Raw genomic sequence first — 24,460 nt, 5'->3', positions numbered from 1 at the left:
CGGCAGAACGGGCCGGTAAGCGTTGCCTAGGCTTGCTTGCGGAATGCTCCAGGCTGAGTAGCGTTGTCTTCAGTGGACACCGGAAACCCACTCAGGAGGATCACGATGACCGATTCGAAGACCATCCGCGCCACCGCCGTCGACCCCACTGTCGCCGCGGCCGCAGCGCAGTTCCTCTCGCCGATCGTGCACAGCATGCAGGCGCTCGTGGTCAACGGCAAGCAGGCCCACTGGCACGTGCGCGGAGCGAACTTCATCGGCGTGCACGAGTTCCTCGACACCGTCGTGGCTCACGCCATGGACTTCGCCGACACCGCCGCGGAGCGCATCGTCGCCCTGGGCCTGCCGATCGACGCACGCGTGAGCACCGTCGCGGCGAAGTCCGCCACCACGCAGGTGCCGGCCGGTTTCGCGGCATCCGACGACCTCGTCCGCGCCGTCGTCGCCGACATCGACGCCGCACTGATCGAGATCAAGGCCGCTGTGGAGGGCCTCGACGAGGTCGACCTCACCAGCCAGGACGTCGCCATCGAGATCCAGCGCGGCCTCGAGAAGGACCGCTGGTTCCTGATCTCGCACATCGCGGCCTGACAACCGCCGTCTCCGAACGCCCGCCTCGCTCAGGACCCGGAACTCCCGGTTCCTGAGCGAGCGCAACGAGACGAAGGGCCGCGTTCAGGCCACGTGTGTGAGGCGCCCACCGAGCAGGGTCGCCGCCACGGGCATCCGACGCAGCTGCTCGCCCTCCGCGGTCAGCGGATCGGCGCCGCAGAGCACCAGGTCGGCGACGCCGCCGATCTCGAGATCGGTGGATCCATCACGGCTGCTGGCGCGCAGCGCCGCGTCGACCGGCACACGTTCCTCGGGATGCCATGCGGCGCGGTCGTCACCGGTGCGGTGCACGGCCGCCGCGATCGTCTGCCACGGGTCGAGCGGCGCCACCGGGGCATCCGATCCGAACCGCACCGGGATGCCGGCCGCGAGCAGCGACGCCACGGGGTGGCTGATCGCCTGCTGATGCTGCCAGAGCGCGCCGACCAGGTCACGGTCGTCGACGGCGTGCCCTGGCTGCACGCTCGCGACCACCCCCAGCCGCGCGAAGCGCGCCAGATCGGCATGCCGCACCAGCTGGGCGTGCTCGATCGTGCCGCGCGCCTGGGTGTACGTGAAGGCGTCGAGAGCGGATGCCACCGCGCGATCGCCGATCGCATGCACAGCCACCTCGATGCCGGCGCCCGTCGCCGTGGTGAGGAAGTCACGCAGCTCGTCGGGTTCGATGGTGAAGACGCCGAAGTTCGCCGGGTCATCGCCGTACGCGTGCGAGCACGCCGCCGTGCGGGTGCCGAGCGAGCCGTCGGTGATCAGCTTGAGCGCACCGACCTGCACCAGCCCGCCCGTGCCGGACAGCACCTCCCCCGTGCGCAGGCCTTCTTCGACCGCCCGCCCGAGGTTCGCGGCGTAGAACGCGAACTCCACCCGGTGCGCGTCGAATCCGGCATCCGCCCGCCGCTGCCACGCAGCCGCGTTCCACGCCATCTCGAAGTCGACGATGCCGGTGATCCCCCGCGCCGCGGCCCGTTCGCCGGCACGGCGCACGGCGGCATCCGCCATCGCGTCGTCGGCGGTGTTCAACCGCCGCGAGATCTCGAACGCATCCTCCTCGCGCAGCATCCCATCGGGCGTCGGCGCGAAGCCCTCACGACGGAACGCCGCCGAGTTCAGCCAGACGCTGTGCACATCCATGTTGATCAGGTAGGTCGCGCGCCCGCCGCAGGTCTCGTCCAGAAGCCGCAGCGACGCCTCATCGGGCCACAGCGCGTCGCGCATGCCGGCGCCGACGACGCGGCCGTCCGGCATCGGCTCCGACGCCGCCATCAGTCCCACGGCTTCTGCGGCGCTGCGGGCCTCCCCCAGCTGCACACGCTCCGCATCGAGCGCCCACTGCACCGTGTGCACGTGGTGATCCCACAGGCCGCTGACCACCCGGCATCCCCCACCCTCGATCACGACGCCGCGTGCGGGCAGCACGCCGGTGGGGGCGATGTCGACGATGCGGCCACCATCGATCACGAGATCCACGGGGTCGTCGCCGAACGGCACCCCTGCGGCGCCGCTGAGGCGCACGGCGCGGACGAGGTCGACGTGCTCTCCGCGCGCCGTCATGCCTGACGCTCCCGGCGCACCTCGTGCGCGCGGCGCATCTCGGCGGCGAGCTCGGCGCTCGCGTGCGCGCCCGTTCCTTCCAGCTGGGTCAGCACGTTTTCAACCGTCTCGAGGGGCTTGTTCTGGCTGAGCTTGCGCTTGGCGACCACCTTCGTCGGCGTGAGCCGGAAGCCGACGGTTCCCGCCGCCAGTCGACGCACGAACGCCTCATCGTTGGGCAGCGTCCACATGCCCCGCGGATCGGGCATCCGGCTCTCGAACACATCGACCATCCGCTCCAGCACCCGCAGGTTCTCCTCATCCGAGAGGATCTCGGGCACACCGCTCAGGTGCACCGACACGAAGTTCCAGGTCGGCACCGCGGCGACGTCTCCGTACCAGCCGGGAGAGATGTAGCCGTGCGGGCCCTGGAAAGCGATCATCAGCTCGCGCTCCCCCAGCCCGTGGATCAGATCATCCGGTCGGCCGACGTGCCCGACGACGGTGAGATCATCGCGCTCGTCATCGAGCAGCACGACGTAGTGCGAGGCGACCAGTCCGTCGTCGGCGTCGCTGACGAGCGTCGCCCACGGATTGAGCTCGATCACCCGGCGCAGCTCGGTCGGGTCGGTCATCGCGAAACTGGGGTTCTGGCGCACCATCCCAGCCTATGACCGACCCGACCCTGCCGAGTCGCGTCGAACTACTTGCCGACGACCTTGATCGCCTGCGTCTTCCAGTTCTCGTACGCCGGATCGCCCGCCATGAAGGCCTGCACCTCCTCGGTGGTCGCTCGCAGCTTCGGGTCGTTGTCGAGGTACTTCTTCGTCTCGCGCGCAACCAGACCCGACAGCACCAGCAGACCGATGAGGTTCGGCAGCGCCATCAGGCCGTTCATCACGTCGGAGAACGCCCACACCACGCCGAGCTGCACCGTGCATCCGATGAAGACGACGAGCGAGAAGATGATGCGGAAGGGCATCACCGCGCGACGACCGAGCAGGCGCTCGATGCTGCGTTCGCCGTAGTAGGACCAGCCGAGGATCGTCGAGCCCGCGAACAGGACGAGACCGATGGTGACGATGTAGTGACCCCACTCGCCCGGCAGGCCGTGCGAGAACGCCTCACCCGTCATCAGTGCCGCACTGATCTGCTCGCCCGTCTCGGGATCGGTCATCTTCCACGCGCCGGTGGTGATGATCACCAGCCCCGTGCAGGTGACCACGATGATCGTGTCGATGAAGGTCTGCGTCATCGACACCAGTCCCTGGCGCACCGGGTGGCTGGTCTTGGCCGCGGCCGCCGCGATTGCCGCCGAGCCCATGCCGGACTCATTCGAGAAGATGCCGCGAGCCACACCGAACTGCACGGCGATGATGATCGCCGAACCGGCGAAGCCGCCGACAGCGCTCGTGCCGGTGAAGGCGTCGGTGAAGATCTGGGCGAACGCCTCGGGCACGCCGCCGATGTTGGCGACGAGGATGTAGATCGCACCGAGTACGTAGAAGATGATCATCACCGGCACGAGACCCGCCGTCACGCGACCGATCGACTTGATGCCGCCGACCAGCACCAGCAGGGCGAAGACGGTCAGTATGATCCCGGTCACCCAGGTGGGCACGTGGAAGCTGTTCTCGAGGTTCGCTGAGATCGAGTTGCCCTGCGTCATGTTGCCGATGCCGAAGCAGGCGATGACGGCGGCGATCGCGAAGAATATCGCGAGGAACTTGCCGAACCTGTTCGGGATGCCCCGCTCGAGGTAGTACTGAGGCCCGCCGTTCTTCTCGCCGGCCGAGTCGGTGGTGCGGAAGCGCACGCCCAGGAACGCCTCGGAGTACTTCGATGCCATGCCGAGCAGGCCGGTGACCCACATCCAGAACAGTGCACCGGGCCCGCCGATGCCGATGGCCGTCGCCACACCGACGATGTTGCCGGTGCCGACGGTGGCGGCCAGCGCTGTCGTCAGCGCCTGGAACTGTGAGATGTCACCATCGGAGTCCGGGTCGCGGCGGGTGAACAGACCCAGCCGCAGCGCGGAGCCCAGACGGAGGAACTGGATGCCGCCGAGACGGATCGTGAGATACAGGCCGGTGCCGAGCAGCAGCGGGATCAGGACCCAGGGTCCCCAGATGATGCCGCTGAGCCAGCCGAGGAAGCCTTCGATTGCTGACAAGTCCAATGTGCTCTCCTGACGCATCGTTGCGAGTGGACTCCGCCATCCTATTCACAGGATCGTGTCAGCGCTGGCAGGACGGGCACCAGTACAGCTTGCGCGCGCCGATCTCCTCGAGGGCGATCTCGGTACCGCACACGCGGCAGGGCAGCCCGGCCCGGTGGTACACCCAGTGCCGGTCGTCGCGGCTGGCCATCGCCGCGCGGTACGCATCACCGGTGAGACCGTCCATGGTCATCATCTGTCCGGTCTCGACGCCGATCGCCAGCAGCCGCACCCAGTCGCGCCACAGCTCGCGCACGATCTCCTCAGGCACGTCGCGGCCCGGCGTGTGGGGGTTCAGCCGGGCGCGGTAGAGCATCTCGGCGCGATACACGTTGCCGATGCCGCTCACGACCGCCTGGTCCATCAGCAGGAGCGCGATGGGTGTGGGCTTGCGGCGCACGGTCGTGACGAATCGCTCCTCGCCCTCAGCGGGATCGCCGACCAGCGGGTCGGGCCCGAGCTTCGCGATCGTGGCGAGCATCTCGTCGGTGCTCTGCAGCACGCAGGCGGTCGGGCCGCGCAGGTCCGCGCAGGTCGTCTCATTCAGCAGGCGCAGCCGCACCTGCCCCACGACAGGCGGTGGCCACTCGTCGCCCTCATCGGCGAGGCCCTTGGTCTGCTCGGACATCCGCACGTGCACGCGTGCCCTGCGCGGTGCACCGATCGACGTCAGCGAGTTCTCGCCGGCATCGTCGAAGATCGCCTCGCCGTCGCCGGGAAGGTCGGTGCCGCGCTGATTGGTCTGCCCCATGCGGCCGTTCGCCGAGGCGATCGTCGGGTCGGCGATGATCTCGCCGGCGAAGTCCCACGCACCGTAGAGTCCCAGGTGCACGCGCAGCCAGACGGCGTCCTCGAACTCGAGGAACATCTGCTTGCCGACGGCGACCGACTGCATCAGCTCACGGCCATTCAGGACCGACGCACCCTCGGCGAACCGCCCCTGCGGACTGGACGCCTGCACGGGACGGCCGGTGAAGTTGCGTGCGAACTGCCGCGCGATGCGGTGGACGGAATGCCCTTCGGGCATGTCAGGCCCGGGGCCCGTCGGCGGAGCCGACCTCTCCTCGACGGGGATCGGGCAGCAGCGACCCGTCGTTCTCGAAGTCGGCGATCTGCCCGATGCGCCGCACGTGGCGCTCGTCGCCGCTGAACGGCGTGGCGATGAAGAGGTCGATGAACTCGGTCACCTCTTCGAACGAGTGCTGACGTGCGCCGATCGAGATGACGTTCGCATCGTTGTGCTCGCGGGCGAGCTCGGCGGTCGAGCGGTTCCACACCAGCGCCGCGCGGATGCCGGCCACCTTGTTCGCGGCGATCTGCTCTCCGTTGCCCGAGCCGCCGAAGACGACGCCCAGGGCCTCGACCCCCGCGCGCCGGTCGGCGATCACGGCCTGCGCCGCGCGGATGCAGAAAGCCGGGTAGTCGTCGAGCGCGTCGTACTCGACCGGGCCGTGGTCGGTGACGTCGTGCCCGGCAGCGCTCAGGTGCTGCTGCAGGCGGGTCGAGAAGTCCAGGCCGGCGTGATCGGTGGCGATGTGGATGCGCATGCCACCCATCCTACGGTCGGGCTGTGACACGCCCCGGTCAGGGCGCGACACCGGCCGCGGCGGGCTTGAAGCCCGCGCGGACGTTCTCACAGCAGCCGGGACGGCAGACGTCGAAGGCCGGCCCCAGCATCGTCACGTGAGCGCGATCGGATGCCGGGCGCCCTTCGAGCCGCTCCTGGACGAGGTCCACGATTCCGGCGACGAACGCCGGCGACACACCGGGGGTCGGGGTGCGGGCGAAGAGCAGACCCGCCTCGTCGGCGGCCTCCTTCGCCTCGGTGTCGAGGTCCCACAGGACCTCCATGTGGTCGCTCATGAAGCCCAACGGGACGACGATCACCGCCCGGCGTCCCCGCGCGGGCAGGTCGCCGATCACATCACACACATCGGGCTCGAGCCACGGCTGCGAGGGCGGGCCGGAGCGCGACTGGTAGACCAGCTCCCACTGCACATCGGCGGCTGCGGGGGTGAGCTGGGCGACGCGGTCCATCACCCAGGCCGCGACCGCCTCGTGCTGCGCGGCGTAGGCGCCGCCCTCGCCCCAGTCGACATCGCGCGGTCCCGAGCGCTTCGCGTCGTCGATCGGGATGCTGTGGGTGGAGAACAGCACCTGCACGTCCTCCGCCGGCACGCCCTCGTCCAGTCGAGCGCGCACCGCGTCGTCGACGCCTTCGACGAACGCCTGCACGAAGCCAGGGTGGTCGAAGAACGGGCGGATCTTGTCGATCGTCACGACACCGTCATAGGCGGACCCGTCGAGCACGCGGGAGAAGTCCTCGCGGTACTGCCTACAGCTCGAGAACGAGCTGTAGGCACTCGTCGCGAACGCCAGCAGCATGGTGTGCTCGTTGCCGGCGGCCTCGGCGACCGCGTCCTCGAGGTACGGCGCCCAGTTGCGGTTGCCCCAGTACACCGGCAGATCGATCTCGCGTGCGGTGAGCTCCGCCTCCAGCGCGGCCTTCAGCGCGCGGTTCTGCCCGTTGATGGGGCTGATGCCGCCGAAGGCGCGGTAGTGGTGCGCGACCTCTTCGAGGCGCTCATCGGGGATGCCCCGGCCGCGCGTCACGTTGCGCAGGAAGGGGATGACGTCGTCCTGCCCCTCCGGGCCGCCGAATCCGGCGAGCAGGATCGCGTCGTACGCGACGGGTGTCTCGACGTGCGGTGCGCCCGCGGCCGCGGCCGGGGACGCGTGAGGAACAGCATCCGATTCTGTGAGGGTCACGGCGTCATGATCGCACCCGTGTCTATGAACCAGCGCGGAGCCGCTCGCGGATCGCCATGCCTGGCGTAGGCTGTCATGGTTGCCGTCGGCGCCAGCCGCGTCGATGCACGACGACATCCCCTCCACCAACGGGAGAAATCAGCAGTGCCTGGAGAAAACCTCACTCGTATCGAGGCGCAGGAGCGCCGTTCCGTCATCGACACGCAGTCCTATGAGGTCTCACTCGACCTCACCAAGGGCGCGGAGGTGTTCGGCTCCCGCAGCGTTGTGCGCTTCACCGCGACGCCGGGAAGCTTCACCTTCATCGACCTGATCGCGAAGGACGTGCGCGAGATCACGCTGAACGGCGAGCAGATCGACCCCGGCGAGGCGTTCGCCGACTCGCGCATCGCGCTCGGCGACCTGCAGGCCGAGAACGTGCTGATCGTGGACGCCGACTGTCTGTACACGAACACGGGCGAGGGTCTGCACCGCTTCGTCGACCCGGTCGACGGTGAGGTGTACCTGTACTCGCAGTTCGAGGTGCCCGACTCGCGACGGGTGTTCGCCGTGTTCGAGCAGCCCGACCTGAAGGCGACGTTCCAGTTCACCGTGACCGCACCCGCGGTCTGGAAGGTCGTGTCGAACTCGCCGACGCCCGAGCCGATCGTGCACGACGCGTCGACCGATTCCGGGGCGCAGCAGGTGGCCACCTGGGGCTTCGAGCCGACGCCGCGCATCTCGTCGTACATCACCGCGCTGATCGCCGGCCCGTATGAGGCGACGTTCTCCGAGCTGACCAGCTCGTCGGGCAAGGTCATCCCGCTCGGCGTGTACGGCCGGAAGAGCCTGTGGGAGCACCTCGACGCCGAGTACATCTTCGACAAGACCCGCCAGGGCTTCGCCTACTTCGAGGAGAAGTTCGGCGTCGCCTACCCGTTCGAGAAGTACGACCAGCTGTTCGTACCCGAGTTCAACGCGGGCGCCATGGAGAACGCCGGCGCCGTCACCTTCACCGAGACGTACGTCTTCCGCAGCAAGGTGACCGACGCCGTCAAGGAGCGTCGCGTCGTGACGATCCTGCACGAGCTCGCCCACATGTGGTTCGGCGACCTTGTCACCATGAAGTGGTGGAACGACCTGTGGCTGAACGAGTCGTTCGCCGAGTGGGCCTCCACCATCGCGACAGCCGAGGCCACCGAGTGGACCGAGGCGTGGACGACCTTCAACGCCATGGAGAAGACCTGGGCGTACCGCCAGGACCAGTTGCCATCGACGCACCCGATCGTCGCCGAGATCAACGATCTGCAGGACGTGCAGGTCAACTTCGACGGCATCACCTACGCCAAGGGCGGCTCGGTGCTCAAGCAGCTCGCCGCATGGGTCGGCATCGAGGCGTTCTTCGCTGGCGTGTCGCAGTACTTCCAGAAGCACTCCTGGGGAAACACCGAGCTCGGCGACCTGCTCGCCGAGCTCGAGGCCACCAGCGGGCGCGAACTGACGAGCTGGGCCAAGAAGTGGCTCGAGACGGCCGGGGTGAACACCCTCAGCCCGGTGATCGTCGACGATGCTTCCGGCACCATCACGCGCTTCGCGGTCACGCAGACCGCGCCGGCCGACTACCCGACGATCCGTCCGCACCGCCTCGGCATCGGCTTCTACGACCTCGAGGACGGTGCGCTCGTGCGCACCCACTACGTCGAGGTGGATGTCGACGGCGACCGCACCGAGATCCCCGAGCTGCAGGGTCTGAAGCGCCCGGCCATGGTCCTGCTGAACGACAACGACCTCGCCTACGCGAAGATCCGCCTCGACGAGCAGTCCCTGGCCACGGCGATCGAGCACCTCGCCGACATCAGCGATCCGCTCGCACGCTCGCTCGTCTGGGGCGCAGCCTGGGACCAGACGCGCGATGCCGAGAGCGCGGCGCGCGACTACATCGACCTCGTGCTCGGCAACATCGGTCGCGAGACCGAGTCGACCACGGTGCGCACCACTCTGGCCCAGCTCCAGCTGGCCGCCGGCTCGTATGTCGACCCCGCCACCCGCGCCGCCGCGCGGGAGAAGGTCGCGGACGGCCTGTGGGCGCTCGCGCAGCAGGCCGAGCCCGGCAGCGACAGCCAGCTGCAGCTGGTGATGGCGTTCGCAGGCTCGATCGCCGGCGCGGAGCACGCCGGCATCGTCGGCCGCCTGCGCTCGGGCGAGGACACGCTGCCCGGTCTCGAGATCGACGCGGACCTGTCGTGGCAGCTGCTCATCGGCCTGGCCGCCGCCGGAGCCACCGATGCGGCCACCATCGACGCCGCGCTCGCCGCCGACAACACCTCGAAGGGCGCTGAGCTCGCCGCGCAGGCGCGTGCCGCGCTGCCGACGGTCGAGGCGAAGAAGGCCGCCTGGGCCTCGCTGATCGACAACAGCGACCAGCCCAACACGATCGTGCGATCCACGGCGCTCGGCTTCGTGCACCCGTCCGGTGTCGATGTGCTCGGCGAGTTCATCCAGCCGTACTTCGACATGCTGCTGCCGATCTGGGAGGGACGCACCTACCAGATCGCCGATTACCTGATCGTCGGCCTGTACCCTCGATCGCTCGCGAACGTCGAACTGCGCGACGCGACCCGTGCGTGGCTCGCGCAGCACCAGGATGCCGCGCCCGCGCTGCGCCGCCTGGTGCACGAGAACCTCGCCGACGTCGAGCGCGCGCTCGCGGCGCAGTCGCGCGACGCCGACGTCTGACGCTTCGACAGGCTCAGCGACCCATGGTCGCTGAGCCTGTCGAAGTGCCCCGCGCCCAGCGTGCGGAGAGACCTTCTCAGTAGAATCGACGGGATGATGATCCCGTTCCAGACCGATCCCGAGGCGCCCGCCGACCCTGGCCTGTGGCCGACGCTGTGGGCGAGCACCCTCGACGTGCTCGGCAAGGTTGGCGGCAAGCTGCTGCAGATCGCGATCATCATCGCCGTATGCCTGGTGCTGGCCTTCCTGCTGCGCCTGGTGATCCGCCGCGTCGTGCAGCGCATCGTCAACAATGCCAAGAGCAAGGCCGAGGTCGCAGACACCGTCGCGCTGGAACGCTCGCCGCTGGCCGACATGCGCCTCGTGCAGCGCACCCGCACGCTCGGAACGATTCTGCAGAACATCGTCAACGTGACACTCGTCATCGTGGCGCTGATCCTAATCGTCACGGCCATCGATCCCGGCATCCTCGGCTCCCTCACCCTCATCACCGCCGCCGTCGGCGCCGGACTCGGCTTCGGCGCGCAGAACATCGTGAAGGACGTGCTGAACGGCATGTTCATCGTCGCCGAAGACCAGATCGGCATCGGCGACGTGGTCGATCTGGGTCTGGCATCCGGCGTCGTCGAGTACGTCAGCGTGCGCATCACCCAAGTGCGCGACGTCAACGGCACGCTCTGGTACGTGCGCAACGGCGAGGTCACCCGCATCGGCAACATGTCGCAGGGCTGGGCGCGCGCCATCGTCGACCTCGGTGTCGCCCCCGACGCCGACCTCGACCGTGTCGAGGAGATCATGCTCGACACGGCACGCGATCTCGCGAAGGACGCGAAGTGGCGCACCCGCATCATCCAGCTGCCCGAGGTCTGGGGGCTGGAGTCGATCGACGGCGACGCGCTCGTGGTGCGCGTGGTCATGAAGACCAGGGCGAACGCCAGGGATGACGTCTCGCAGGAGCTGCGGCGCCGCCTGAGGGCGGCACTGCTCGAGCAGGACGTGCTGATCCCGAGCATGCACGCCGTCACCGTCACCGGCATGGACGGCGCCCGCCGCGTGCGCGGAGCCAATCCCCCGGTGACACGCCCCAACGCGGTCGCACCGGCGCCACCGGTGGTCGAGCGCGGCATCTGGCGGCGGAAGAAGTCCAGCGACGAGGAAGGCGACCAGCAGTGACGTTCTACGACGAGGTCGGCGGGTACGACACGTTCCAGCGCATCGTCGACGTGTTCTACCGCGAGGTGGCAGTCGACCCGGTGCTGAAGCCGATGTACCCGGAAGAGGACCTCGGTCCCGCCGCCGAGCGGCTGACGATGTTCCTGGTGCAGTACTGGGGCGGACCGACCACGTACGGCGAGAGGCGCGGGCACCCGCGGCTGCGCATGCGGCACGTGCCGTTCCACATCGATCCTGACGCGCGAGATCGCTGGCTCGCACATATGCGCACGGCCCTGGACGAGGTGAAGTTGTCGCCTCTCCACGAAGCCACGCTCTGGGACTACCTTGAGCGCGCCGCTTATGCCATGGTGAACACGTTCGAGCCTTCGGGCATCGGCCGCGTCCCGAGCAGCCGTCCGACGCTCGAGCACCGCATACCCACGGAGTCGACGGAGACCGAATGATGACCATGCCCACCTCCCGTGCCACAGATGTTCTTGTGATCGGATGGGGGTTGGCAGGTCTCGTCGCGGCCGCCGAGGCGCTGTCCGCGGGACGGCGCGTGACGATCATCGACCAGGAGCCGCGCTGCAACCTCGGCGGGCAGGCGTGGTGGTCGTTCGGCGGGCTCTTCCTGATCGACTCGCCCGAGCAGCGCAGGATGGGCATCCGCGATTCGCTCGAACTCGCCACCCAGGACTGGCTGGGCAACGCCGGCTTCGACCGTGACGAAGACGAATGGCCGCGGCGATGGGCCGAGGCGTACCTGCAGTTCGCCGCCGGCGAGAAGCGCAGCTGGCTGCGCGAGCGGGGCGTGGGCTTCTTCCCGGTCGTCGGCTGGGCCGAACGCGGCGGCAGCGGCGCGATCGGCCCCGGGAATTCCGTGCCGCGGTTCCACATCACCTGGGGCACCGGTCCCGGCATCGTGGCCCCGTTCGCCGCGGCAGTCGAGGCGGGCGAGGCCGAGGGCCGGGTCACGATCCTCGCACGCCACCGGGTCGAGGAGCTCCTCACCGCCGACGGCGCCGTCGTCGGCGCCCGCGGCGTCGTGCTGGCCGACAGCGACGCCCCGCGCGGAGTGCCGTCGTCGCGTGAGCAGGTGGGCGAGTTCGCGATCGAAGCGGATGCCACGATCGTGGCATCCGGTGGCATCGGCGGGAACCACGACCTCGTCCGCCGCGCCTGGCCGGAGAGGCTCGGCACTCCCCCGACGCACATGCTCACCGGTGTGCCGGCGTACGTCGACGGCTCGATGCACGCGGTCTCGGCCGCCGCCGGAGCCCGGCTGATCAACAGCGACCGGATGTGGCACTACGTGGAGGGCATCGAGAACTGGGATCCGGTCTGGCCGGACCATGGCATCCGCATTCTGCCCGGACCGTCGTCGCTGTGGCTGGATGCGACCGGCTCGCGCCTGCCCGTGCCGCTCTACCCGGGCTTCGACACGCTCGGCACCCTGGCCCATCTGCGCACCACCGGCCACGACCACTCCTGGTTCATCACCTCGCTGAAGATCGTCGAGAAGGAGTTCGCGCTCTCGGGCAGCGAGCAGAATCCCGACCTCACCGGCAAGGACATCGGTCTGCTGGTGAAGTCGCGTCTCGCCAAGGGACCCACGGGCCCTGTGCAGGCCTTCCTCGACGAAGGGGCCGACTTCGTCGTCGAGGACGACCTCGAGAGCCTGCTGGCCCGGATGCAGGCCATCCCCGGAGGCGAGCTGCTCGACATCGACCGGGTGCGACAGGAGGTCGTGGCGCGTGACCGGGAGATGGACAACGAGTTCACCAAGGACCCCCAGATCGCGATGCTGCGCTCGATGCGCAGTTACCGCGGCGACCGCCTGATCCGCACGGCGGCACCGCACCGTCTGCAGGATCCGGCCGCCGGGCCGATGATCGCAGTCAAGCTGCACGTGCTTACCCGGAAGTCGCTCGGGGGCATCCAGACCGATCTGGAGGGACGGGCACTGGACGGCGCGGGGCAGCCCATCCCCGGGCTGTTCGCGGTCGGCGAGGCCAGCGGATTCGGCGGCGGTGGCGTGCACGGCTACCGTGCCCTGGAGGGCACCTTCCTCGGCGGATGCCTGTTCTCGGGTCGCCAAGCGGGCCGCGCCGCGGCCCGCTGATTCACTCCGAGGCGCCGCCGGTGCCGCGCACCGCGGTGAGCCCCTGCACCGCCGGCCCGCGGCTGAGGACGTGACCACGGCCGAACGCGACCCGCGTCCAGCGACCGGACTGCGTGACGCGAACGCGCTCGGCGCCGGATATGAAGCCGAAGGCGTGCGCGGCGAACGCCACGCCGCGCGGCAGGCCGAGCAGCGCGTCCTCCGGCTCGCCCCAGATGCGCGCGCGCAGCGCGCGCACAGCATCCTCTCCCGCTCCATCCGGGCTGCCGTGAGCGACCGCCGAGATCCCCCACTGCGCGCGCTCGGCGATGGTCTGCGCCGCCAGCTCGCCGACGAGCTGCCAGCCGTCGCGCGGTGGGGACACGCCGGCCCACGCCGGGGCGCGCCCGGTGTCGGGCAGCGTCAGCTCGGTGGGCGCGGCTCCCGGCGTGAGTTCGTCCACCACGATGTCGCAGCGCAGCTCAGGATCGGCACGGGCGATGCGCATCGCGAGCACCGTGGGCGTCTGGTCGAACAGCCCCTGCGGGGCGAGCGCCGCCGCCGTCAGCACGAGCACGCCGTCGGCCCCCTGCAGGCGCACGCCGTCGGAGGATGCCTTCGCCGCCCGACCTGCGAAGGTGAGCACATCGCGTGCGGTCTGGGCGTCGGCGAGAACGAGAGGTCTGGTCACTCCTTCTAAACTAGTCGGATGACCGCCGACGAGACCGCCCGCCGCTCAGTGGACACCCTGCTCTCGGTTCTCGATCTCGCCTCATCGGAGGCGCGTACGACCGAGGACATCTTCACCGGCACCTCGCAGCCGATGCCGACCGGGCGCGTCTACGGGGGCCAGGTGCTCGCCCAGTCGCTGGTCGCCGCCGAGCGGACGATGCCCGAGGACCGTGTGCTGCATTCCATGCACGGTTACTTCCTGCGCCCGGGTGACGCGGCTCAGGGCATCACGTTCGCCGTCGACCGCATCCACGACGGCAGGTCCTTCTCGACGCGGCGCGCACAGGCCTTCCAGGACGGCGTGCCCATCTTCTCGATGATCGCCTCGTTCCAAGACCACGGGCCTGGCATCGATCACGCCGAGGAGGCGCCCGCCGGCATCCCCTCTCCCGAAGATCTGAGCGTCGACGAAGACATCCCCGGCGCGGGGATGCTGCTGTCGGAACGCCCCGTCGACATCCGGCACGTCGAGGAGCCGCTCTACCTGGGCCCGGCCGACGCGCGGGCCGCGCACCAGGCCGTGTGGATGCGGATGCGCGCGCCCCTACCCGACGACCCGCGCGTGCACCGGGCCGCACTCGCCTACCTCAGTGACATGACCATCCAGGAGTCGATCCTGCGTCGTCACGGTCTCAGCTGGCGCACCCCGGGACTCAAGGTGGCGAGCCTCGACCATGCGATGTGGTGGCACCGCTTCGGCAGGGTCGACGAGTGGGTGCTGTATGTGCAGGAGTCACCCAACGCTCGCGGCGGCCGGGGCCTCGCCCAGGGACGCGTGTTCACGCGCGACGGTGTGCTGGTGGCCACGGTCGCGCAGGAGATCATGGTGCGGGTGCCCGAGGGCGACTGACGACGGCGCGGCCAACGACGAGGCGTCGAATCCGCGGCCTCAGCGGTGCTGGTAGCTGATCGGATCCCCGACCAGCGGCTCCCACGCCGTTCGCATCTGCGGGGTCAGTCGCACGGGTCGCCCCGTGATGGCATCCACGAGCACGATGACCGCGGTCGAGCGCGCGTACAGCTGTCGTTCGACGCTCTCGGGGTGGTTGAACACCTCGTAGCAGACCTCGACGCTCGACCCGCCGAGCCTTCCGAACCACATCTCGACGTCGAGTGGTCGCCGCTGGTACGGAACCGGCGCGAGGTACTCGATCCCCTGCCGGGCGATCAGCGTCAGCACACCCTGGTCGACGCCGGTGGAGAGCACCGCGGTCTGCGGTGCCTCCTCTCCGGGCTCCGGCTTCCAGAAGGCGCGCACGCGCGCCTCTTCGAGCAGCTTCAGCATCGAGGTGTTGTTGACGTGGTTGAACGCGTCGAGATCACCCCATCGCAGGTGGATCGGGATGTGCAGGCGCATGATGCTCGGTGGGCGAGGAATCAGTCGCGCGTCAGCTTGCGGTGCGTGGTGCGGTGCGGACGGGCGGCCTCCGGGCCCATGCGCTCGATCTTGTTCGCCTCGTACGCCTCGAAGTTGCCCTCGAACCAGTGCCACTGGGCGGGGTTCTCGTCGGTGCCCTCGTAGGCGAGGATGTGCGTGGCGATGCGGTCGAGGAACCACCGGTCGTGCGTGATCACCACGGCGCAGCCGGGGAACTCGAGCAGCGCGTTCTCGAGCGAGCTCAGGGTCTCGACGTCGAGGTCGTTGGTCGGCTCGTCGAGCAGCAGCAGGTTGCCGCCCTCCTTGAGTGTGAGTGCCAGGTTCAGGCGGTTGCGCTCACCACCCGAGAGCACTCCGGCCTTCTTCTGCTGGTCGGGTCCCTTGAAGCCGAACTTCGACACGTAGGCGCGCGAGGGGATCTCGGTCTTGCCGACGGTGATGAAGTCGAGTCCGTCGGAGACGACCTCCCACAGTGTCTTGTTCGGGTCGATGTTGGCGCGAGACTGATCCACGTAGCTGATCTTCACGGTCTCGCCGACCTTGAGATCGCCGCCGTCGAGCGGTTCGAGGCCGACGATGGTCTTGAACAGCGTGGTCTTTCCGACGCCGTTCGGGCCGATGACGCCGACGATGCCGTTCGGCGGCAGGCTGAAGCTGAGGCCGTCGATGAGCTGGCGATCGCCGAAGCCCTTCTGCAGGTTCTTCGCCTCGATCACGACGTTGCCCAGACGGGGCCCTGCGGGGATCTGGATCTCCTCGAAGTCGAGCTTGCGGGTGCGCTCGGCCTCGGCAGCCATCTCCTCGTAGCGGGCCAGACGGGCCTTCGACTTGGTCTGGCGGCCCTTGGCGCTCGAGCGGACCCACTCGAGCTCGTCCTTGAGGCGCTTGGCGAGCTTCGCGTCCTTCTTGCCCTGGATGTCGAGGCGCTCGGCCTTCTTCTCGAGGTACGTGGAGTAGTTGCCCTCGTAGCCGATCAGGCGTCCGCGGTCGACCTCGGCGATCCATTCCGCGACGTTGTCGAGGAAGTACCGGTCGTGGGTGATCGCGATGACGGCGCCCTTGTAGTCCTTCAGGTGCTGCTCGAGCCAGAGCACGCTCTCGGCGTCGAGGTGGTTGGTGGGCTCGTCGAGCAGCAGCAGGTCGGGCTTCTGCAGCAGCAGCTTGGCCAGCGCGACGCGGCGCTTCTCACCACCCGAGAGGGGGGCGATCGGCGCAACGGCCGGTGGGGTGCGCAGTGCGTCCATCGCCTGCTCGAGCTGCGAGTCGAGGTCCCAGCCGTCCGCCGCGTCGATCTCCTCCTGCAGCACGCCCATCTCGGCGAGCAGCGTGTCGAAGTCGGCGTCGGGATCGGCCATCTGGGCCGAGATCTCGTTGAAGCGGTCGACCTTGGCCTTGATCGCGACGCCGTCCTGGATGTTCTCCAGCACGGTCTTCGACTCGTCGAGCTCGGGCTCCTGCATCAGGATGCCCACACTGAAGCCCGGCGTCAGCTTCGCCTCGCCGTTCGACGGCGTGTCGAGACCCGCCATGATCTTCAGGATCGTCGACTTTCCGGCGCCGTTGGGGCCGACCATGCCGATCTTCGCTCCGGGCAGGAACGCCATGGTGACGTCATCCAGGATGAGCTTGTCGCCCACCGCCTTGCGGGCTCGCACCATGGAATAGATGTACTCGGCCACGAAGCAGCTCTCCTTCTGTCAGCAGGCACGCGGAACGGATCCCCGGGGGAATCGACTCTCCAGCCTACCCGGCTTCGGGTGTGCTCGCGGCCGTCGCGGACGTCGGTGCGCTCACCCACCGACCGGCGTCGTCACCAGTCGATGGGCCTGGTCTGGCCGATCAGGCAGCGCCCCTCGGCCAGCTGGGGCATCACGGTTGTGACGGGCTCTCCCGTGGAGGGCCCGACCTGGCCGATCAGGCACTCCTCGTCACCCCAGGCGATCGAGAACTGCAGGCTCTCGGCGGGGTTGCCGACCGTGGTGAGGTCGGCGGTCACCTGCATCCGCTCACGGTCGAACCCGGCGGCGACCAGCGCGTCCACGTACGCCCGCCCCTCGGCGCGACGGTCGCTCCCCCAGACCTGGGCGGTGACCCGCGCGAACAGTGGAAGGTTGTCGGCCGCGGTGCCCTCGGGCACCAGCTGCGGCGCGCTCGCGTCGGATGCTGTCGGGCTGGGTGTCGCGACGGGTGCCGACGCCGGGGCCGATGGCGGATCGGCCGGTGCGGTGCAGGCACTGGTCGCCGCACCGATCAGCACGAGCCCCGCGACGAGCGCGAGGGTCGACCGACGAGAGCGGACGGCGGAAGCGGGCATCCCTCGGGGCACGCCGTCCAGTCTAGACGCGCCCCGAGCGTTCGCCCCGCATCGGCCGTCGGTCCCGTCCGGCGATCAGGCGAAGACGGCATCCTCCTCATCCACGGTGCTGCCCTGCGCGGCGTCGTCCACCGTCATGCCGTTGGCGCGCCACTCATCGACGTGCTCCTCGGGTGCCGGCTCCCCGGGGAATTCGGCGGCTTCCGTCTCCGCGGTCGCGGGCGGGGCGCCCTGCGCCTGGACCTGGGGCCGCTCCGCACCGGCGTTGGCGTGCGGGCGTCGCACGAAGGCGCTGGTGCCCTGCCCCAGATCGTGTCCGATGGCGTCGGCCACGATGTCGGCGCTGATCCCCTTGCGGCCGTCGTTCTCCCACTCCTTCACCTTCAGCGCACCGGTGACGATCACCGGGTCGCCGCGACGCAGAGACGCCTTGGCGTGCTCGGCGAGATTGCGGAAGGCCGAGACCGAGTACCAGCTGGTGCCCTCGTCGACCCACGCGCCGGTGCTGCGATTCCAATAGCCGCTGGACGAGCCCACGCGGAAGTTCACGACAGCATCGCCGGTTCTCGTGGTGTTGTACGTCGGGTCGTTGCCGATGTTTCCGGTGATGGTCACGGTGGCATTCTTGGTCGCCATGTTCTGCTCCTCTGTCATCCGGGACGGTGCCCGGCTGATCACAGCGTGCACCGTGGCATCCGACGCCGAGACGACGATTCCCAGGGCCGGTGGATAACTCGCCGAACGCGTCGATTGTGCAGGAGCACTCGGCAACGACGCCGACGGGGTCAGTGCACGAACAGCAGCAGGCCGGCCACCACGATGAACAGCAGTCCGAAGATCATGTTCAGCACCCGCTGGCCCCGGGGCTCGCGGGTGTATCGCCGGAACGGCTTCGCAGCCGCTGCGAAGAAGAACCACATCACCAGCACGTCGACGATCATCACCGTGCCGATGAGGATCAGATACTGCGGAAGCGGATCCTGATCGAGTCGGATGAACTGCGGCACGAAGGCGAGGAAGAACACGATCGCCTTGGGGTTGAGCAGGTTGACCCAGAATCCGCGTCGGAAGATCGACCACGCGTGCTCGCGCGGTCGAGCCTGGTCAGGGTCGTCAAGAACCTCCGGCCGCGCGAGCATGAGACGGATGCCGAGATAGACGAGGTAGGCGACACCGGCGTACCGGATGATCTCGAACAGGATCGGTGATCGGGCCACCACCAGGCCGACGCCCGCCGCGACGATCGCGACGTGCACGATGAGTGCGGCCTGCTGCCCGAGCACGCCCCAGAACGAGCGGCGCCAGCCCTGATTGAGGGCGTTGCTCATCGTGTTGATCGCCCCAGCGCCCGGAGTCAGGCTGATCACCACGCACGCCGCCAGCAGCGAGAGCCATACGGTCCACGTCACCAGCACAGTGTAGGGATCGAGAGACCTCGGCGTGGAATCGCGGCTCTGTCGGTGCCCCGCTCTAGCGTGAGGTCATGACCACCGGGATGCCGCTGCCGACCTGGCTCACGCGTGTGGGCGTGTTCGATCTCGAGACGACCGGCGTCGACGTCACCGAGGATCGCATCGTGACGGCCCACGTCGGCGTGCTCGATCGGCACGGGCGCGAGATCGCCGCCCGCGACTGGCTGGCCGATCCGGGCATCCCGATCCCCGACGGCGCGGCCGCCGTGCACGGGGTCACCACAGCGCACGCCAGGCAGCACGGACGCCCGGCGCGCGAAGTGGTCGCCGAGGTCAGCGAAGCGCTGGCGATGCTGTTCGCCCAGGGGCTCCCGATCGTGGCGTACAACGCGTCATACGACTTCTCGCTGCTCGCGCATGAGGCCCGCAGGCACGGACTGCCTGAACTCCCCGATCCGCAGCCGGTCATCGACCCGCTCGTGATCGACAAGGCGCACGATCGCTACCGGCGCGGCAAGCGCACGCTGTCGGTGGTCGCCGAGCACTACGCTGTGCCGCTGGATGCCGCACACGAGGCATCGGCGGACGCCGTCGCGGCCGGACGGGTCGCCCTGGCGCTCGCCAGGGAGTTCCGGCTGCCCGAGACCGCGGTCGAGCTGCACGCGCAGCAGATCGGCTGGGCACGCGCTCAGGCCGCGAGCCTGACCGAGTACTTCATCAAGGTCGGACGGCTCGACCCAGACGACAGTCTCGACGGCAGCTGGCCATTGCGCAGCTGAGCACAACGCAGCGCAGCAGCTGAGCACATCGCAGCGCAGCCCAGATCACAGCCACACTGTGCGCTCCGCCGCCTACGCTGGTCTCATGGAGGCCGCAGACATCATCGACGCGCTGCTCGGCTGGGGCGTCATCGCCCTGCTCGTGGCCGTTCCGGTGGTGCTCGGCGTGATGGGCCTGATCACGCTGTACGCCGACAAGCCCCTCGACAAGAAGTACGTCGTCGGTGGCGGCGGGATGGCAGGCGGATTCTCGAGCGGGTTGGATGCGGTGTTCTCACCCACCGCCCACGAGGCGGGCCTCGAGCGCGATCGCCAGACCGCACGCACGGCACCTGCTCCGAGCCCGGGCGATCCGCCGTGGACGATCGACGAGCGCCGCATCCGCATCGACGTCTGACCGCGCCCCGGGTACGACGAAGGCCCCGCCGAAGCGGGGCCCAGGTCGGTGCGGCTTACTTGGAGCCGCCGAAGCCCTTGAAGCGCTGGTTGAACTTCTCGACGCGGCCGGCCGAGTCCATGATGCGCTGCTTGCCCGTGTAGAACGGGTGCGATGCCGACGAGATCTCGACGTCGATGACGGGGTACTCCACGCCGTCCAGTTCGATCGTCTTGTCGCTGCTGACGGTCGAGCGGGTGAGGAAGGTCTCTCCCGAGCCGAGGTCGCGGAACACGACGGCCTGGTACTCGGGGTGGATGTCAGTCTTCATGGGATTCCTTACGTGGTGCCCTGGATTCTGCCAGGAGCGAGGGAAGTCTGCGGTGCGATTGCACCAAGGGTCTACTTTAGCAGATCGAGCGCTTTCGCCCGATCAGGCGGCGCGAGCCGAGTAGCGCCCGGCGTCGACGCTCAGCACGATCGGCATCCCGAACGCCTCGGTCAGGGCCTCGGCGGTCAGCGTCTCAGCGATCGGCCCCTGCGCGACGGCGCCGCCGTCGCGCAGCAGCAGGACGTGTGTGAACCCGATCGGGATCTCCTCGACGTGGTGGGTGACCATGACCATGGCTGGCGTGGTGGGCGACGCGGCGTACCCGCTCAGCAGCTGCAGCAGCTCTTCCCGCGACCCGAGGTCGAGGCTCGCCGTCGGCTCGTCGAGCAGCAGCAGCTCGGGGTCGGTCATCACGGCCCTGGCGATCTGCACGCGCTTCTGCTCACCGTCGCTGAGGGTTCCGAACAGCCGCTCTGCCAAGTGCTCCAGTCGCCAATCGGCGAGCACGCGACGAGCGCGGCGCTCGTCGATGCTCTCGTACGCCTCGTTCCATCGCCCCATCACCGAGTAGGCGGCGGTCATGACCGTGTTCAGCACCGTCTCATCGCGCGGGATGCGACGAGCCATGGCCGAGGAGGCGAAGCCGATGCGCGGACGCAGCTCGAACACATCGGTGCGACCGAGCGTCTCGTCGAGCACCGATACGGTGCCCGAGGTCGGGTGCAGCAGGGTGTCGGCCAGCTGGAGCAGCGTGGTCTTTCCGGCGCCGTTCGGACCGAGCACGACCCACCGCTGATCGTCCGAGACCTCCCAGGTCACGTGATCGACGATGTTGCGCCCTTCACGGCGCACGACGACATCGGTGAATTGCAGAGCGCTCGACATGTCGTCCAGCCTATCGGCTCATGCGCGCAGCTCTTCATACAGCGCGCGGGTGGTGTCGGCGATCGCCGCCCAGCTGAACGCCGTGCGCGCCCGCTCGCGTCCGGCGGAGCCGTACTCGGCCGCTCGCCGCACGTCGCCGGTGACCTCGGTCAGCGCGGCGGCCAGATCGGAGACGTAGCGCTCCGGGTCGACCGGCGTGCCGGTGCCGTCCTGCAGCTGCTCGATGGGCACCAGCCTGCCGGTGACGCCGTCGTCGACCACCTCGGGGATGCCCCCGGTCGCCGTCCCCACGACGGCGGCACCGCAGGCCATCGCCTCGAGGTTGACGATGCCGAGCGGCTCGTAGATCGACGGGCACACGAACGTCGTCGCCGCGGTCAGGATCGCCGACAGCTCGTCGCGCGGCAGCATCCGCTCGATCCAGATCACCCCGTCACGGCTCTGCTGCAGCATCCGCACCCCCTCTTGCACCTCCGCCATGATCTCGGGCGTGTCCGGTGCTCCGGCGCACAGCACCAGCTGCACCTCCGGGGGGAGCTGCTGCGCCGCGCGCAGCAGGTACGGCAATCCCTTCTGCCGCGTGATCCTGCCGACGAAGACGACCGAGGGCCGCGCCGCGTCTATGCCGATGCTCGCGAGGAAGGCCGGATCGTCCACCGGACGCCAGCGCTCGACGTCGATGCCGTTGTGGATCACCCGCACGCGGGCCGGATCGACCTGCGGGTAGCTGCGCAGGATGTCCTGCCGCATTCCCGCGCTCACGGCGACGATCGCGGCGGCGTTCTCGTACGCGAGCCGCTCGATGCCGCTGGAGACCGCGTACCCGCCGCCGAGCTGCTCGGCCTTCCACGGGCGCAGCGGCTCGAGGCTGTGCGCGGTCAGCACGTGCGGGATGCCGTGCAGCTGCGAGGCGATGTGACCGGCGAAGTTCGCGTACCAGGTGTGACTGTGCACCACATCGGCCCCCGCCACGTCGCCGACCATCGCGAGGTCGGTTCCGAGCGTCTGCACGGCCGGGTTCGCGGTCGTCAGCTCAGTGGGCGTGCGGTACGAATGCGTGCCCGGTTCCCCCCGCTCGGCACCGAAGGCGCGCACGCGCACATCGATGCTGCGCCGCAGGGCCGAGACGAGCTCGGCGACATGCACACCGGCGCCTCCGTAGATCTCCGGCGGGTACTCCTTCGTGATGACATCGACGCGCATGACTGCACGCTAGTACAACCCGTCCGCGCGCTCTATGGTGGAGCCATGTCGGCACCAAAGAAGGTTTTCGGGATCATCCTCGCCGGCGGCGAGGGCAAGCGGCTGATGCCCCTCACGGCAGACCGGGCGAAACCGGCAGTGCCCTTCGGCGGGCAGTACCGGCTGATCGACTTCGCGATATCGAACCTCATCAACTCAGGGCTCCGACAGCTCGTCGTGCTGACCCAGTACAAGTCGCACAGCCTCGACCGGCACATCTCGCAGAACTGGCGGATGTCGGCGCTGCTCGACTCGTACGTGGCCTCGGCTCCCGCGCAGCAGCGGCTCGGCAAGCGCTGGTTCTCGGGTTCGGCCGACGCCATCCTGCAGAGCCTGAACCTCATCCAGGACGAGAAGCCCGACATCGTCGTGGTCATCGGCGCCGATCACGTCTACCGCATGGACTTCATGCAGATGATCGACGCGCACGTGGCATCCGGCGCGGCGGCGACCGTCGCGGGCATCCGGCAGCCTCTCGCCCTCGCCTCGCAGTTCGGCGTGATCGATGCCGACGAGCAGACCGGTCGCATCCGCGATTTCCTCGAGAAGCCGAGCGATCCTGTGGGGCTGTCCGACTCCCCCAACGAGGTGCTCGTGTCGATGGGCAACTACGTCTTCGACACCGACGCGCTGATCGCGGCGGTCGAGGCCGACGGCGAGTCGGCCACCTCCGGTCATGACATGGGCGGCGACATCATCCCCTATTTCGTCGAGAGGGGCGAGGCGGGGTACTACGACATGAAGCAGAACGACGTGCCGGGCTCATCGCCCCGCGACCGGTCGTACTGGCGCGATGTCGGGACGATCGACTCGTACTTCGACGCGCACATGGATCTGATCTCGACGCTGCCGATCTTCAACCTGTACAACACGGCGTGGCCGATCCGCACGCAGAGCGTGAACACGCCACCGGCGAAGTTCGTGCGCGATGCGGTCGGTCGCATCGGCAACGCGATCGACTCGATCGTCGCGGCCGGTTCGGTGCTCTCGGGCACGCACCTCGAGCGGAGCGTGGTCGGGGTCGGTGGGGTCGCCGCGGGCGGCTCGACCATCACCGACTCGGTGCTGCTCGATCAGGTGCAGATCGGTCCTGGTGCTCGCGTGCACCGCGCTGTCCTCGACAAGAACGTCGTACTCGATGAGGGGGCGACGGTCGGCGTGGACCGCGAACGCGATCTGGAGCGCGGATTCACGGTGACCGAGTCGGGCCTCACAGTGGTGGGCAAGGGCATTCACATCGCGCGGTGACCGGTACGCTCGACGGGTGACCGTCGCGCGCTTCCTCGTCGTCCTCGATGCCGATTCCACGCTCATCCGCAATGAGGTGATCGAACTGCTCGCCGACGAGGCGGGTCGCCGTGCCGAGGTGCAGGCGGCGACCGAGGCGGCCATGCGCGGCGAGGTCGACTTCGCGACCAGTCTGCGTTCGCGCGTCGAGGCTCTCACGGGCGTGCCGGTCGACGCGTTCCCCCGTGTTCGGGCCCGCATCGAGCCGACTCCGGGCGTGCGCGAATTGACGGATGCCGTGCACCGGCGCGGCGGCGTCGTGGGCGTCGTGTCCGGGGGCTTCCACGAGATCCTCGACGAGGTTGCTCCCGTCCTCGGGGTCGACCGCTGGCGGGCGAACCGGCTCTCCGTGGCCGATGGCGCGCTGTCGGGCACGGTGGACGGCGAGATCGTGGATGCTGCGGCAAAGGCCGCCTCGCTGACCGAATGGGCCCGCGAGCTCGGCGTCGCCCCCCGTGCGACGATCGCGATCGGCGACGGGGCGAACGATCTGCAGATGATGTCGGCGGCCGGTCTCGGACTCGCGTTCAACGCCAAGCCCGCAGTGCGCGCCGCCGCTGCACTCGTGGTGGGTCCGCAGGATCTGTCGGCGGTCATCCCGCTGCTGCCCTGACGGACGCG

General features: G+C 69.0%; 25 protein-coding genes. 10 read left to right on the top strand and 15 right to left on the bottom strand.

All coding sequences use genetic code 11. From position 1 onward, the window contains the following. Positions 1–105: 105 nt before the first annotated feature. A complete protein-coding gene (locus WDU99_RS01565; RefSeq protein WP_337330676.1) occupies positions 106–591 on the top strand; it encodes a Dps family protein in 486 nt (161 codons plus the stop codon). 84 nt (positions 592–675) lie between these two features. Here the strand turns inward: WDU99_RS01565 and WDU99_RS01560 are convergent, their stop codons facing one another. The 6 genes from WDU99_RS01560 to WDU99_RS01535 form a co-directional block, all read right to left on the bottom strand. Then, a complete protein-coding gene (locus tag WDU99_RS01560) occupies positions 676–2,163 on the bottom strand; it encodes an amidohydrolase (protein ID WP_337330675.1) in 1,488 nt (495 codons plus the stop codon). Then, complete coding sequence (locus tag WDU99_RS01555; RefSeq protein WP_337330674.1) at positions 2,160–2,801, bottom strand: FMN-binding negative transcriptional regulator; 642 nt, start codon at positions 2,799–2,801, stop codon at positions 2,160–2,162. The genes WDU99_RS01560 and WDU99_RS01555 overlap by 4 nt, the downstream gene beginning before the upstream one ends. A 44-nt stretch (positions 2,802–2,845) precedes the next feature. Next, complete coding sequence (locus tag WDU99_RS01550; protein ID WP_420063970.1) at positions 2,846–4,315, bottom strand: alanine/glycine:cation symporter family protein; 1,470 nt, start codon at positions 4,313–4,315, stop codon at positions 2,846–2,848. A gap of 64 nt (positions 4,316–4,379) precedes the next feature. After that, complete coding sequence (locus WDU99_RS01545) at positions 4,380–5,387, bottom strand: Fpg/Nei family DNA glycosylase (protein WP_337330672.1); 1,008 nt, start codon at positions 5,385–5,387, stop codon at positions 4,380–4,382. Between the two features lies 1 nt (position 5,388). Beyond that, on the bottom strand, positions 5,389–5,907 hold the full coding sequence (locus WDU99_RS01540) for a ribose-5-phosphate isomerase (RefSeq protein ID WP_337330671.1): 519 nt from the start codon (positions 5,905–5,907) through the stop codon (positions 5,389–5,391). 37 nt (positions 5,908–5,944) lie between these two features. After that, positions 5,945–7,129 carry a ferrochelatase gene (locus WDU99_RS01535; RefSeq protein ID WP_337330670.1) on the bottom strand — a complete coding sequence of 395 codons (1,185 nt, stop codon included), beginning with the start codon at positions 7,127–7,129 and terminating at the stop codon, positions 5,945–5,947. A gap of 144 nt (positions 7,130–7,273) precedes the next feature. Between WDU99_RS01535 and pepN the strand changes: the two genes are divergently transcribed. The 4 genes from pepN to WDU99_RS01515 all read left to right on the top strand — a co-directional run bounded on the left by pepN (position 7,274) and on the right by WDU99_RS01515 (position 13,124). Then, on the top strand, positions 7,274–9,844 hold the full coding sequence (pepN, locus tag WDU99_RS01530; protein ID WP_337330669.1) for an aminopeptidase N: 2,571 nt from the start codon (positions 7,274–7,276) through the stop codon (positions 9,842–9,844). A 93-nt stretch (positions 9,845–9,937) separates the two neighbouring features. Then, positions 9,938–11,017, top strand: a complete 1,080-nt coding sequence (locus tag WDU99_RS01525; RefSeq protein ID WP_337330668.1) for a mechanosensitive ion channel family protein — start codon at positions 9,938–9,940, stop codon at positions 11,015–11,017. Further along, positions 11,014–11,463, top strand: coding sequence for a globin (locus tag WDU99_RS01520; protein WP_420063965.1), 450 nt, complete (start codon positions 11,014–11,016; stop codon positions 11,461–11,463). Before WDU99_RS01525 ends, WDU99_RS01520 begins: the two co-directional genes overlap by 4 nt. Beyond that, positions 11,460–13,124 (top strand): FAD-binding dehydrogenase, encoded by a 1,665-nt coding sequence (locus WDU99_RS01515; RefSeq protein ID WP_420063964.1) that lies wholly within the window; start codon positions 11,460–11,462, stop codon positions 13,122–13,124. The genes WDU99_RS01520 and WDU99_RS01515 overlap by 4 nt, the downstream gene beginning before the upstream one ends. A 1-nt stretch (position 13,125) precedes the next feature. Here the strand turns inward: WDU99_RS01515 and WDU99_RS01510 are convergent, their stop codons facing one another. Beyond that, positions 13,126–13,794: a DUF8185 domain-containing protein gene (locus WDU99_RS01510; protein WP_337330666.1), complete on the bottom strand. Its 669-nt coding sequence runs from the start codon at positions 13,792–13,794 to the stop codon at positions 13,126–13,128. Between the two features lie 18 nt (positions 13,795–13,812). Between WDU99_RS01510 and WDU99_RS01505 the strand changes: the two genes are divergently transcribed. Next, on the top strand, positions 13,813–14,685 hold the full coding sequence (locus WDU99_RS01505; RefSeq protein WP_337330665.1) for an acyl-CoA thioesterase: 873 nt from the start codon (positions 13,813–13,815) through the stop codon (positions 14,683–14,685). 39 nt (positions 14,686–14,724) lie between these two features. Here the strand turns inward: WDU99_RS01505 and WDU99_RS01500 are convergent, their stop codons facing one another. The 5 genes from WDU99_RS01500 to WDU99_RS01480 all read right to left on the bottom strand — a co-directional run bounded on the left by WDU99_RS01500 (position 14,725) and on the right by WDU99_RS01480 (position 18,936). Further along, complete coding sequence (locus WDU99_RS01500) at positions 14,725–15,192, bottom strand: acyl-CoA thioesterase (protein WP_337330664.1); 468 nt, start codon at positions 15,190–15,192, stop codon at positions 14,725–14,727. Positions 15,193–15,212: 20 nt separating this feature from the next. Then, a complete protein-coding gene (ettA, locus tag WDU99_RS01495; RefSeq protein WP_337330663.1) occupies positions 15,213–16,892 on the bottom strand; it encodes an energy-dependent translational throttle protein EttA in 1,680 nt (559 codons plus the stop codon). Between the two features lie 131 nt (positions 16,893–17,023). Then, positions 17,024–17,539 (bottom strand): DUF6993 domain-containing protein, encoded by a 516-nt coding sequence (locus tag WDU99_RS01490; protein WP_337330662.1) that lies wholly within the window; start codon positions 17,537–17,539, stop codon positions 17,024–17,026. 63 nt (positions 17,540–17,602) lie between these two features. Continuing rightward, positions 17,603–18,163, bottom strand: coding sequence for a single-stranded DNA-binding protein (locus WDU99_RS01485; protein ID WP_337330661.1), 561 nt, complete (start codon positions 18,161–18,163; stop codon positions 17,603–17,605). 149 nt (positions 18,164–18,312) lie between these two features. After that, positions 18,313–18,936: a LysE family translocator gene (locus tag WDU99_RS01480; protein ID WP_337330660.1), complete on the bottom strand. Its 624-nt coding sequence runs from the start codon at positions 18,934–18,936 to the stop codon at positions 18,313–18,315. A 74-nt stretch (positions 18,937–19,010) separates the two neighbouring features. Between WDU99_RS01480 and WDU99_RS01475 the strand changes: the two genes are divergently transcribed. Both WDU99_RS01475 and WDU99_RS01470 read left to right on the top strand, forming a co-directional pair. Further along, a complete protein-coding gene (locus WDU99_RS01475; RefSeq protein ID WP_337330659.1) occupies positions 19,011–19,718 on the top strand; it encodes an exonuclease domain-containing protein in 708 nt (235 codons plus the stop codon). An 85-nt stretch (positions 19,719–19,803) separates the two neighbouring features. After that, the gene (locus WDU99_RS01470) at positions 19,804–20,115 is read left to right on the top strand and encodes a hypothetical protein (RefSeq protein WP_337330658.1); all 312 of its coding nucleotides are present in this window, start codon (positions 19,804–19,806) and stop codon (positions 20,113–20,115) included. A 55-nt stretch (positions 20,116–20,170) separates the two neighbouring features. Here WDU99_RS01470 and WDU99_RS01465 read toward each other — a convergent pair whose 3' ends face one another. The 3 genes from WDU99_RS01465 to glgA form a co-directional block, all read right to left on the bottom strand. Further along, positions 20,171–20,425, bottom strand: coding sequence for a type B 50S ribosomal protein L31 (locus tag WDU99_RS01465; protein WP_337330657.1), 255 nt, complete (start codon positions 20,423–20,425; stop codon positions 20,171–20,173). 102 nt (positions 20,426–20,527) lie between these two features. Continuing rightward, positions 20,528–21,310 carry an ABC transporter ATP-binding protein gene (locus tag WDU99_RS01460; protein WP_337330656.1) on the bottom strand — a complete coding sequence of 261 codons (783 nt, stop codon included), beginning with the start codon at positions 21,308–21,310 and terminating at the stop codon, positions 20,528–20,530. 18 nt (positions 21,311–21,328) lie between these two features. Continuing rightward, positions 21,329–22,513, bottom strand: coding sequence for a glycogen synthase (gene glgA / locus WDU99_RS01455; protein ID WP_337330655.1), 1,185 nt, complete (start codon positions 22,511–22,513; stop codon positions 21,329–21,331). 45 nt (positions 22,514–22,558) lie between these two features. Between glgA and WDU99_RS01450 the strand changes: the two genes are divergently transcribed. After that, on the top strand, positions 22,559–23,800 hold the full coding sequence (locus WDU99_RS01450; protein WP_337330654.1) for a glucose-1-phosphate adenylyltransferase: 1,242 nt from the start codon (positions 22,559–22,561) through the stop codon (positions 23,798–23,800). Positions 23,801–23,816: 16 nt separating this feature from the next. Beyond that, positions 23,817–24,452, top strand: a complete 636-nt coding sequence (serB, locus tag WDU99_RS01445) for a phosphoserine phosphatase SerB (RefSeq protein WP_337330653.1) — start codon at positions 23,817–23,819, stop codon at positions 24,450–24,452. Positions 24,453–24,460: the final 8 nt, after the last annotated feature.

The sequence above is a fragment of the Microbacterium bandirmense genome (genome assembly GCF_037204185.1).
In the GTDB taxonomy this organism is placed as follows: Bacteria; Actinomycetota; Actinomycetes; order Actinomycetales; family Microbacteriaceae; genus Microbacterium; species Microbacterium bandirmense.
This window is presented reverse-complemented; position numbering and strand designations above follow the sequence as displayed.

Excerpts from the sequence above, each read along its gene's own strand:
- WDU99_RS01565 (WP_337330676.1), top strand. The coding sequence starts at position 106 with ATGACCGATTCGAAGACCATCCGCGCCACCGCCGTCGACCCCACTGTC.
- WDU99_RS01560 (WP_337330675.1), bottom strand. The coding sequence starts at position 2,163 with ATGACGGCGCGCGGAGAGCACGTCGACCTCGTCCGCGCCGTGCGCCTC.
- WDU99_RS01545 (WP_337330672.1), bottom strand. The coding sequence starts at position 5,387 with ATGCCCGAAGGGCATTCCGTCCACCGCATCGCGCGGCAGTTCGCACGC.
- WDU99_RS01540 (WP_337330671.1), bottom strand. The coding sequence starts at position 5,907 with ATGCGCATCCACATCGCCACCGATCACGCCGGCCTGGACTTCTCGACC.
- WDU99_RS01525 (WP_337330668.1), top strand. The coding sequence starts at position 9,938 with ATGATGATCCCGTTCCAGACCGATCCCGAGGCGCCCGCCGACCCTGGC.
- WDU99_RS01515 (WP_420063964.1), top strand. The coding sequence starts at position 11,460 with ATGATGACCATGCCCACCTCCCGTGCCACAGATGTTCTTGTGATCGGA.
- WDU99_RS01505 (WP_337330665.1), top strand. The coding sequence starts at position 13,813 with ATGACCGCCGACGAGACCGCCCGCCGCTCAGTGGACACCCTGCTCTCG.
- WDU99_RS01500 (WP_337330664.1), bottom strand. The coding sequence starts at position 15,192 with ATGCGCCTGCACATCCCGATCCACCTGCGATGGGGTGATCTCGACGCG.
- WDU99_RS01485 (WP_337330661.1), bottom strand. The coding sequence starts at position 18,163 with ATGGCGACCAAGAATGCCACCGTGACCATCACCGGAAACATCGGCAAC.
- WDU99_RS01475 (WP_337330659.1), top strand. The coding sequence starts at position 19,011 with ATGACCACCGGGATGCCGCTGCCGACCTGGCTCACGCGTGTGGGCGTG.
- WDU99_RS01470 (WP_337330658.1), top strand. The coding sequence starts at position 19,804 with ATGGAGGCCGCAGACATCATCGACGCGCTGCTCGGCTGGGGCGTCATC.
- WDU99_RS01465 (WP_337330657.1), bottom strand. The coding sequence starts at position 20,425 with ATGAAGACTGACATCCACCCCGAGTACCAGGCCGTCGTGTTCCGCGAC.
- WDU99_RS01460 (WP_337330656.1), bottom strand. The coding sequence starts at position 21,310 with ATGTCGAGCGCTCTGCAATTCACCGATGTCGTCGTGCGCCGTGAAGGG.
- glgA (WP_337330655.1), bottom strand. The coding sequence starts at position 22,513 with ATGCGCGTCGATGTCATCACGAAGGAGTACCCGCCGGAGATCTACGGA.
- WDU99_RS01450 (WP_337330654.1), top strand. The coding sequence starts at position 22,559 with ATGTCGGCACCAAAGAAGGTTTTCGGGATCATCCTCGCCGGCGGCGAG.